Source organism: Mesorhizobium sp. M7A.F.Ca.CA.002.05.1.1, assembly GCF_003998335.1.
In the GTDB taxonomy this organism is placed as follows: domain Bacteria; phylum Pseudomonadota; class Alphaproteobacteria; order Rhizobiales; family Rhizobiaceae; genus Mesorhizobium.
The window spans coordinates 1-9,707 of sequence record NZ_RZQI01000140.1 but is presented as its reverse complement, the minus strand read 5'-3'; the positions used below and the strand labels follow the sequence as shown (position 1 = coordinate 9,707).

8 protein-coding genes and 1 pseudogene are annotated in these 9,707 nt (G+C 62.0%); 6 read left to right on the top strand and 3 right to left on the bottom strand.

All coding sequences use genetic code 11. From position 1 onward, the window contains the following. A pseudogene (locus EN939_RS37965) lies at positions 1-561 on the top strand (hypothetical protein); the annotation flags it as partial. 539 nt (positions 562-1,100) lie between these two features. Here EN939_RS37965 and EN939_RS09940 read toward each other — a convergent pair. The 3 genes from EN939_RS09940 to EN939_RS09930 are packed head-to-tail and all read right to left on the bottom strand — an operon-like array spanning position 1,101 to position 4,660. After that, entirely contained in the window at positions 1,101-1,925 is an 825-nt protein-coding gene (locus EN939_RS09940) for an alpha/beta hydrolase (RefSeq protein WP_164748775.1), read from the bottom strand. A gap of 10 nt (positions 1,926-1,935) precedes the next feature. Next, positions 1,936-3,417: an NAD-dependent succinate-semialdehyde dehydrogenase gene (locus EN939_RS09935; protein WP_127267876.1), complete on the bottom strand. Its 1,482-nt coding sequence runs from the start codon at positions 3,415-3,417 to the stop codon at positions 1,936-1,938. A 16-nt stretch (positions 3,418-3,433) separates the two neighbouring features. After that, positions 3,434-4,660, bottom strand: a complete 1,227-nt coding sequence (locus EN939_RS09930; protein WP_127267875.1) for an iron-containing alcohol dehydrogenase — start codon at positions 4,658-4,660, stop codon at positions 3,434-3,436. Between the two features lie 176 nt (positions 4,661-4,836). Here EN939_RS09930 and EN939_RS09925 point away from each other — a divergent pair, with 176 nt between their 5' ends. The 5 genes from EN939_RS09925 to EN939_RS09905 form a co-directional block, all read left to right on the top strand. Then, positions 4,837-5,538: a GntR family transcriptional regulator gene (locus EN939_RS09925; RefSeq protein WP_127267874.1), complete on the top strand. Its 702-nt coding sequence runs from the start codon at positions 4,837-4,839 to the stop codon at positions 5,536-5,538. A gap of 11 nt (positions 5,539-5,549) precedes the next feature. Further along, positions 5,550-7,142 carry a sugar ABC transporter ATP-binding protein gene (locus tag EN939_RS09920; protein WP_127267873.1) on the top strand — a complete coding sequence of 531 codons (1,593 nt, stop codon included), beginning with the start codon at positions 5,550-5,552 and terminating at the stop codon, positions 7,140-7,142. Next, positions 7,139-8,128, top strand: coding sequence for an ABC transporter permease (locus EN939_RS09915; protein WP_236383218.1), 990 nt, complete (start codon positions 7,139-7,141; stop codon positions 8,126-8,128). The genes EN939_RS09920 and EN939_RS09915 overlap by 4 nt, the downstream gene beginning before the upstream one ends. A gap of 54 nt (positions 8,129-8,182) precedes the next feature. Next, entirely contained in the window at positions 8,183-9,133 is a 951-nt protein-coding gene (locus EN939_RS09910) for a substrate-binding domain-containing protein (RefSeq protein WP_127267871.1), read from the top strand. Between the two features lie 72 nt (positions 9,134-9,205). Continuing rightward, positions 9,206-9,707, top strand: a 502-nt coding sequence (locus EN939_RS09905; protein WP_164750930.1) for a DJ-1/PfpI family protein, incomplete at its 3' end; no start/stop codon positions are given.

The following is a 9,707-nucleotide window of genomic DNA, read 5'->3' as shown; positions in this document are numbered from 1 at the left end:
GTTGCAGCCAGCCTCGCACTGGTAGCCTCGCCGTTCTTTGTCATCCCGCTGCCTTACGCGACCGCCGCGCAAGGCGTCGTATGGCTGCCGGGCGACGGAGTCGTCAATGCCGGTGTCGATGGCGTGGTGGCGGAAATTGTCGCGACGCCCGGCGCCAGGATCGAGCGAGGCGACCCGATCCTGCGGCTGGAAGACCCGTTGCTGGAAGCGCGGACCGTCCTCTTGGATTTGAGGGTTGGGGAGCTTGAGCGCCGCCTCGAAAAACTCGATGTCTCGGAAAAGGTCAACGCCAAAGTGGTGGCCGAAGAACTCAGGCTGGCACGCGCCGACCTTGTCATCGCACGCGACCGTGCCGAAGCGCTGACGGTACGGGCGCAGGCAAGCGGAACTCTGATCGTTCCTTCGGCAAATGATCTCGAGGGCAAGTTCGTGCGCCGTGGCGAGACGCTGGCCTATGTGACGCGGTTCGACCAGCCGACACTGCGCGCCGTGATCCCGGAGCGACGCCGACCACCATCACCGCCACCATGGTCAGGTCGATGCCGCGCCCGACGACGATGAACCCCATGCCGACGGCCAGCGTGCCGAGGATCGAGACATTCTTGAGAATGGCAAGGATGTTGCCCTGGCTCAGGAAATTGTTGAGCGTCGCCGAGAACACCAGGAACAGGACGGCCGAGATCGCGCCGACGACGAGTTCCTGGGACATTTTGATGCCCAAGCGCGCGGTGTCGGATTTGCCCGAACCAGCCAAGTCAGACCCTCCCTCGCTGCCGGTTTGAACCAGCGGCGTGCCAAAGCGGCCTTGCCCAGGGGCTTTGCCGCGACGACGTTTCCTCCACAGCCCTAAGCCGGCTGCTTGCGTAAAGACCATCGCGACTCAGGGCGGCAGGGGCAATTTCGATTTTCTGATGCGCTGTGCAGTTCGTCAGTGTGGAGAAAGAGGATGAGGAGTCGTCGGTTGTGTCCTCTGCCGGATTCACCTGCCGCAAAGCTCAGCCCGATGCCGGTAGCGTGCCGCGATCCCGTGACGGTACTTTCTTGAGTGACGGGAGTGTCTGGCCCGGCAGTCAAGCGGCTCTGCTTCCCCAGGTTCCGTCCTATAGGCCGTTTCCCTCGATCATCGCCATCAGGCAATCGCCAGATTGTGTGCCGCTGATGCCCAGATCACGCGCGCTGTTCATGTGGTTTCGGTCATTCAGGCGGAGGTCGCAGACAAGGTGCCCCTGCGCGCGCAAGCGCTTTCCGAAGTCGGCGGCCTGCTGGTGAAAAGGTGACGTTTCCTGATCTCCCACGAGAATGGTCGCTGCCGTCTCCGGGTCATGCCACCGCGTCATTGGGGTGAAGGCAGCTGCCTCCTCATCGGTGATTCCGATTAGCGGCTGAAGGAAGGACGTCTGAAGGGGCTTGAGGTCGTAAAGGCCGCCTAGCAGCAGCGCCGCACGTATGCGCGATGGCATTGGCGTCTTTTCGAACAGGAATGTGGCCAGGTGTGCGCCCGCCGAATGACCACTTACGCTTAGCCGGGCAGGGTCACCGCCATGGGCGGCTATATTGTCCAGCACCCATTGTTTGGCACGTCGGACCTGGTCGACGATTGCCGCCATCCTGACTTCGGGCATCAGCGCATAGTCGACGATGACCGCGATCGCCCCAGCTTTGGTGACTGTGTTCGCTACATAAGAATAGTCGCTCCTGGAGAACATGCGCCAGTAGCCGCCATGGATGAAGATGTGCACGGGAAGATCCCTGCGCGCGCCGGGCGGAAAGAAGAGGTCCAACCTTTCGGCCTTGCCCTCGCCATAGGCGATATCAGCCGACATCGGCAGGGTCGCCCGGGTTTCGGCGCTGCGGCTTACTATGTCGGCCACGATATCGTCAAAGTCGGCCACATGGTCGCGCGTGCGGAAAGGGTCGTTTGACATGACTGCCGGTTCAGAAGGTGACGGCAATATATTTAGCCTCCATGAACTCGGCGATGCCGTGGTGCTGGCCGCCTTCGCGGCCAAGGCCGCTCTGCTTGACGCCTCCGAATGGTGCGGCCGGATCCGACATCAGTCCTCGGTTGAGACCGATCATGCCGGCCTCGATCCCGGACGCCACCCGCATGCCGCGTCCAATATCGCGTGTGTATATATAAGCGGCCAGGCCATATTCCGTGTTGTTAGCATGTGCGATCGCCTCGGCCTCGGTGTCGAAGCGTGTGATGGGTGCCACCGGGCCGAAAATCTCCTCGTGCGCCATCTCCGCATCGGGCGGCACATCGGACAGCACTGTGGGCGGATAGAAGAACCCTTCTTCCTCCGAAATCGCCCCGCCGCAAAGCACCTTGGCCCCCCGGCCCACGGCGTCCTTGACCAGGCGGTCGATCTTGTCGACAGCCTTTCTGGTGATCATCGGCCCGCATTCTGTGTCTGCATTCGGTCCCGCTCCCACCTTAAGTGCCGCCATACGCTTGCGGAGCCCGTCGGCAAAAGCATCATAAATTCCCGATTGTACATAGAGGCGATTGGCGGCGGTGCAGGCTTCGCCGGCGTTGCGCATTTTGGCGATCATCGCGCCGTCGAGGGCGGCGTCGAGTTCGGCATCGTCGAAGACGACAAACGGGGCATTGCCGCCGAGTTCCATCGAACACGAAATGACATGCTTTGAAGCCTCGCCGAGCAAGGTTCGGCCGACACCCGTCGACCCCGTGAAGGACAGCTTCCTGACGCGCGGATCGGCGAGCATGGCCGAAGTAAGCGGCCCGGGACTGGTCGTGGTCAGCACGTTGACGACACCGGCAGGCACGCCGGCTTCGCTGTAGAGTGCCGCCAGCGCATAGGCCGTCAGCGGTGTTTCACTTGCCGGCTTCAGGACGACAGTGCAGCCTGCCGCCAGCGCCGGCGCGATCTTGCGGGTCGCCATAGCGGCCGGAAAATTCCACGGTGTGATCAGCACGCAAATTCCGATCGGCTCATAATCGACCACGATGCGATTGCTGCCGGAGGGCGCGGTGCCGAACTCACCGGTGATGCGGACCGCTTCCTCAGCATTCCAACGGAAGAACTCGGCGGCGTACGCCACTTCGCCGCGCGCGTCGCGCAACGCCTTGCCGTTCTCCAGCGAGATCAGCATGGCAAGCGTTTCCGAGCGTTCGACCATCAGTTCGAAACAACGCCTGAGGATTTCCGAGCGTTTGCGCGGCGCCGTCTCCCGCCATCCTTTGGCCGCCTTGGCCGCCGCCTCGACGGCGGCGGTGGCGTCCTCGACCGTCGCATCGGGAACTGCCGCGATCACCGCCCCGGAGGAGGGATCGACGACATCGATGAGCCGACCGTCGGAGGACGGCCGCCAAGTGCCGTCGATGTAAAGTCCGTGCGAAAAACCGCGCACGTCATAGCCATCCTGGTCGAGTTGCTGAGCCTTCAAATTCATCGCTTTGTTCCGTTTTTCACATAACGCAGGCGGCGAGGTCGCCGTCATGGGCAGCCTGGACGAGGCGTCGCATCGTGCCGAGATCGAAGGCACGCGGATTGTTCTTGATCAGGCGGTCGATGCCGAGCGCTTGCTCGGCTGTCCAGTCAAGCTTATCGGCGGGGAGGCCTAAATCCGCCAGTGTCGGCGTAATACCGATCGCCGCGAACAATCGCCTGATCTCCTCGATTGTGGCGGCTGCCATCTCGGCGGCGGTTCTGGCCTTGGTCTCCAAGCCAAGTGCCGCGCCGATCTCTGCCATCTCGTGAGCGGCGACGCGGCTGTTATAGGTCATCACGTAAGGCATCATTGTCGCCACGCCCAAACCATGGGCGGTGTGGGTGAGGGCGCCTGCCGGGTATTGCACGGCATGCGCCGCCGCCGTGCCGGCGGTGCCGAATGCGCAGCCCGCCGCGAGCGCGCCCATCATGACATCGGCGCGCGCGTCGGCATCGGTGCCGTCGCTGCAGGCTTTCTCCAGGCTCCGACCAAGCAGTTTTATGGCGAGCAACGCGAAATGGTCGGTCAGCGCAGTCTTGCCGATGAAGACATGCTGTTGCGGCAGATTGGGGTCTTCACCGCGCCGCATGGCGGTGAAGGCCTCGATCGCATGGGTCAGCGCGTCAGCGCCGGCGATCGCGGTCAGGCCAGGCGGACAGGTCATTGTCAACTCGGGATCGCACAGAGCGACGGCGGCGATAAGGTGAGGGCTCGATATGCCCACCTTGAGCGTCCGGTCCGGGTCGGAAATCACCGCGACCGGCGTCACCTCGGAGCCGGTGCCGGCCGTGGTGGGCACGGCGATCAGCGGCAGTGTCGGACCCGGCACCTTGAACTCCCCGTAATAGTCCTGGAGCTTGCCGCCATGGCTGAGAAGCAGGGTGGTGCATTTGGCGAAATCGAGACAGCTGCCGCCGCCGATGCCGATCACAATGTCCGGTCTGAACCCCTTCGCTTCCTCGACACAGATGCCGACCGTGTCGCGTGGCACGTCGGGCAGAACATGATCATGCACCAGAACCTCGATCGAGGCTGACTGAAGGGACTTGATGATGTCGGCGAATACCATTGTGCCCGCGAAACGCTCATCGGTGCAGACCAGCGCGCGTCGGCCGAACCGGGCGGCGACCGTCGGCAGCACATGGCGCTGCCCTTTCCCGAACAGGATTTCACGCGGCAACCGCAGGGCGGCGAAGAGGGTCATGATCGGTCCTTTGACGGCGGCTGACTGGAAACGGAGGCATTGAACTGGGCTTGGATCGGACGGTCTAAGAGCGTGTCTCTCGCCCCTACAAAATATCCGCTTTAAAATCGTATAGGATATAGGATTGCATCGACGGAACCATCGTGTTAGCAGTCCTCACTGTCAAGAGGCAAAATATGCAGACCGCAAACTTACCCGACCCAAGCGACGCCACCATTGGAGCTGGTCGCATCCAGCGCGCCAACAGTCTCGTCGAAGATGTCTATGAAGCCATCTTCGCGCAGTTGATGGCGCTGAAAATCCCGCCAGGCTCACGCATTACAGTCGATAGCCTGGTCAAGGAATTCAACGTCTCGCACACGCCGATCCGCGAAGCCCTTGGCCGGCTCGAAGGCGAAGGCCTCGTGCTCAAGACGCATTTGATCGGTTATCGTGCCGCACCCCAGATCACCCGGCGCCGTTTCGACGAATTGTACGAAATGCGTCTGCTGCTCGAACCGCACGGCGCCGCGAAGGCCGCCGCAATGATGGACGAGGCCAAGTTCAATGTGTTGCTCGAAGCCGCCGGCGTGATGTCACGCCGCGAAGGCAAGGATGATCGCGTACGCTATTCGAACTTCGCCAGGCAGGATGCGATCTTCCACGACAAGATCTTGGAGTTTTCTCAAAACGAACTCATCCGCGAGACGTTGAGCCACCAGCACACGCACTTCCACATCTTCCGCCTGATGTTTCATGCACGTGTGACCGAAGAGGCACTTGACGAACACGAGGCGATTCTTGCCGCGTTCGGCTCTGCCGATCCCGATGCCGCCGCAAAGGCGATGCGCATCCATATAGAGCACTCGCGCGATCGCCTGCTCCCGGCATTCGATTGAGGTCGGAACGGATGTCCATTGCCGCGAATATCGCCGGGGAGGGCGGGAGCACGTTGTCCAGCAATGCGCATGGTTCGCTCGAACCGGTGCTGCGCGCCCAGCAATTGTCCAAGCAATACGGCCCGGTGACGGTGTTGTCGGACATCACCCTAGACGTCCTGCCCGGTGAGATCCACGCCATCATTGGCGAGAACGGTGCCGGCAAGTCGACGTTGATGCGGCTGCTGTCCGGCTATGTCGAGCCAAGCCACGGCACATTGTCGATGAACGGACATGCGGTGAAATTTGCCAAGCCCAGCCAGGCACAGGATGCCGGTATCGCTTTGGTTCACCAGGAGATCCTGCTCGCCGAGGGGCTCACGGTCACCGACAATCTGTTTCTCGGGCGAGAGCTTTCGCGTGGCCTTGTCGTGGATGACCGCACCATGCGCCGGCTGGCGGCCGAGAAACTGGAGCAGATCGGCTGCGCGGTCTCGCCAAGGGCACTGGTGCGCGACGTCTCGCTGGCAGACCGGCAGATGGTGCAGATCGCTCGCGCTCTGCTTGACGACTATAAATTGGTTATCTTCGACGAGCCGACCGCCGTTCTGACCGGTGGCGAGGTCGAGCGCCTGCTGGAGATCGTCCTGCGACTGAAGGCTCACGGCATCGCCGTGCTGTATATCAGCCACCGGTTGGACGAGGTGCAACGGGTGGCCGACAAGGTGACCGTTCTGCGCGACGGCAAGATGGTCGGCATCTATCCCGGCAAGACGCTGAGCCAGATGGATATGGCGCGGCTGATGGTCGGTCGCGAACTGGCCGCACTCTATCCTGAAAGGACCGCAGCGCCTTCGGATGTACCGATGCTGAGCGTGAGGAACGCCTCCGTTCCCGGCTATGCGGAGGACGTGTCGTTCACGGTCCACAAAGGCGAGATCCTCGGGTTCGCCGGCATGGTCGGCGCTGGCCGAACCGAACTCTTCGAGGGCATTATCGGCCTGCGCCCGGCGGCCGCCAAGGTCGAACTTGAGGGCAAGTCGATCCATTTCCAATCGCCGCGCGCGGCGATCGACGCCGGCGTCGGTTACCTGACCGAGGATCGCAAGGGCAAGGGACTGCTGCTGCAGGAGCGCTTGGCGCCTAACCTGACGCTGTCGGCGCTCGGTGTGTTCCATCCCGGCCTCTCGATGGGTCGGCGCCGCGAAGCGGAGGCCCTGGAACAGGCCGTGGAGGCATATGACATCAGGCTGAAGAGCCTCGGCGCCAAAGCGGGCCAGCTTTCCGGGGGCAATCAGCAGAAGCTGCTGCTGGCGAAGGTGCTGCTGACCGATCCTTCGGTGGTCATTATCGACGAGCCCACGCGTGGCATCGACATCGCCAACAAGGCGCAGATCTATGCCTTCATCCAGGAGCTTGTGGCGAAGGGCAAGGCCTGCATCGTCATCTCTTCGGAGATGCAGGAATTGATCGGCATCTGCGACCGCATCCTGGTGATGCGCGAAGGCCGCATCACCGGCGAGGTCAGCGGCGCCGAAATGACCGAAAGCAACGTGGCGGTACTGGCGACCAGTGGCCCCAAGCCAGGGCCAAAAGCCAAGGGAGGCACAGAATGGCTGTCATGACCGAATCCGCACCCGGGCGTCGCGCCCTGGATCTCAATGTCAGTTGGACCGACGTCGGACCCTTCCTTGCGCTGGCGGCCCTCCTGGTCGTGGGTTACCTCATCAACCCCGATTTCCTGTCCGCCACCAATCTCGCCAACGTCATCACTCGCAGCGCCTTCATCGCCATTATCGCGGTCGGCGCGACATTTGTGATCTCGTCCGGCGGGCTCGATCTTTCCGTCGGCTCGATGGCCGCCTTCATCACCGGCATCACCATCATGTTCATGAACACGGTGGCGCCGCATGCCGGTATCTGGGCTATTCCCGCCGGCATGGCGGTGGCGATCCTGGTCGGCCTGCTGTGCGGGCTTGCCAACGGCCTCATCGTCACGGTCGGCAGGATCGAACCGTTTATCGCAACGCTGGGCACGATGGGGATTTTCCGGGCGCTGATAACCTATCTGACCGACGGCGGCACGATACCAATCGACCGATCGCTGCGCGAGGCCTACCGGCCTGTCTATTTCGGCACGGTTGCCGGCATCCCGGTTCCAATCCTCATATCCATCGCCGTCGCCGCGGTCGCATCCTTCATCCTGTACAAGATGAAATACGGCCGCAAATGCGCGGCGGTCGGCGCCAATGAGGATGTCGCCCGTTATTCCGGCATCTCGGTGATCAGGACACGGACCGTCGCCTATATCGTCCAGGGTGTCTGCGTGGCCATTGCCGCGATCTGCTACGTGCCGCGCCTGGGCGCCGCAACGCCGACGACCGGACAGCTTTGGGAACTGCAGGTCATCACCGCAGTGGTAATCGGCGGCACCGCGCTGCGCGGCGGCAAGGGCCATGTGTGGGGAACAGTCGCCGGCGCCGTCATCCTGGAGCTCATCGCCAACCTCATGGTGCTGTCGGACTTCGTCTCCGAATACCTCGTCGCCGCTGTTCAGGGCGTCATCATCATCATCGCCATGCTCATCCAGCGGTTTTCGAATTCGAAATAGCGCCGCGTCCGGACCACGCGGATCAACGTTCTTGTAGGTCCAAGGGAGAAGACAATGTTCAGTAGAAAATGGATTGCGGCGGCGACACTTGGCGCGCTGCTGCTGGCCGGCCAGGCCATGGCGCAAGACACGAAGGTCATCGCGGTGTCGATACCGGCAGCCGACCACGGTTGGACGGCGGGCATCGTCTATCACGCACAAGCGGCGGCCAAGGAAATCAATGCCGCGTTCCCGAACGTCGAAGTGGTCGTGAAGACGTCGCCGTCCGCGGCGGAGCAGGTCAGCGCGCTTGAGGACCTGTCGGCCAGCCGCAAGCTGGACGCTTTGGTGATCCTGCCTTACAGCTCGGAAGAGCTGACTCAGCCGGTCAAGGCTATCAAGGACATGGGCACGTTCATCACCGTCGTCGATCGCGGTCTGACTGACGCCTCCGTCCAGGATCTTTACCTCGCCGGCGACAATATCGCGGTTGGCACCAACACAGCCAAGTTCATGATCGACAAGCTCGGCGGCAAGGGCGACGTCGTTGTGCTGCGCGGCATTCCGACCGTCATCGACGACGAGCGCATCAAGGGCTTCCAGGACACGATCAAGGGTACGAACCTGAAAGTCCTCGACATCCAGTACGCGCATTGGAACAGCGACGAGGCCTTCAAGCTGATGCAGGACTATTTGGCCAAGTACCCGCATATCGATGCGGTCTGGGCCAATGACGACGACATGCTGCTTGGCGTGCTCGAGGCGGTCAAGCAATCGGGCCGGACCGATATCAAGCTGGCGCTCGGTGGCAACGGCATGAAGGACATCGTCAAGAAGGTGATCGACGGCGACGCCATGACGCCGGTCGAGACGCCATATCCGCCGTCGATGATCAAGACCGCGATCTACATGACCGTCGCCAACCTGATCGGCCAGGCACCCGTCCGTGGCACCGTCAAGCTCGACGCGCCGTTGATCACCCAAGCCAACGCCAAGGAATACTATTTCCCTGACTCGCCATTCTAACCCTATCCGATTTCACCGAAAGGCAGGGCGCGGTCTGCGCCTTGCCTAGCTCAAACACTGAGAGGAAGAGCCATGCCAGGCAAAAAGATACTGATGCTGACCGGTGAGTTCACCGAAGAATACGAAATCTTTGTCTATCAGCAAGCCATGGAAGCCGTCGGCCACACCATCCACGTGGTATGCCCGGACAAGAACGCCGGAGATCTGATCAAGACCTCGCTGCACGACTTCGAGGGCGACCAGACCTACACCGAAAAGCTCGGCCACTATGCGCTGATCAACAAGACTTTCTCGGAAGCTGAGAGGCAGCTCGATCAATATCATGCCGTCTACTGCGCGGGCGGCCGCGGCCCGGAATACATCCGCACCGACAAGCGCGTGCAGGCGATCGTGCGCCATTTCCACGAGGCCAAGAAGCCGATCTTCACCATCTGCCACGGTGTGCAGATCCTGATCGCTGTCGACGGCGTGGTGCGTGGCAAGAAGGTCGCAGCACTCGGCGCCTGCGAGCCTGAAGTGACACTGGCGGGGGGCACCTATATCGACCTGTCGCCGACCGAGGCCTATGTGGACG

What these genes read in the sequence shown, in the direction of transcription:
- EN939_RS09925 (WP_127267874.1), top strand. Translation starts at nt 4,837, where the DNA reads ATGCAGACCGCAAACTTACCCGACCCAAGCGACGCCACCATTGGAGCT.
- EN939_RS09915 (WP_236383218.1), top strand. Translation starts at nt 7,139, where the DNA reads ATGACCGAATCCGCACCCGGGCGTCGCGCCCTGGATCTCAATGTCAGT.
- EN939_RS09910 (WP_127267871.1), top strand. Translation starts at nt 8,183, where the DNA reads ATGTTCAGTAGAAAATGGATTGCGGCGGCGACACTTGGCGCGCTGCTG.
- EN939_RS09935 (WP_127267876.1), bottom strand. Translation starts at nt 3,417, where the DNA reads ATGAATTTGAAGGCTCAGCAACTCGACCAGGATGGCTATGACGTGCGC.
- EN939_RS09940 (WP_164748775.1), bottom strand. Translation starts at nt 1,925, where the DNA reads ATGTCAAACGACCCTTTCCGCACGCGCGACCATGTGGCCGACTTTGAC.
- EN939_RS09920 (WP_127267873.1), top strand. Translation starts at nt 5,550, where the DNA reads ATGTCCATTGCCGCGAATATCGCCGGGGAGGGCGGGAGCACGTTGTCC.
- EN939_RS09930 (WP_127267875.1), bottom strand. Translation starts at nt 4,660, where the DNA reads ATGACCCTCTTCGCCGCCCTGCGGTTGCCGCGTGAAATCCTGTTCGGG.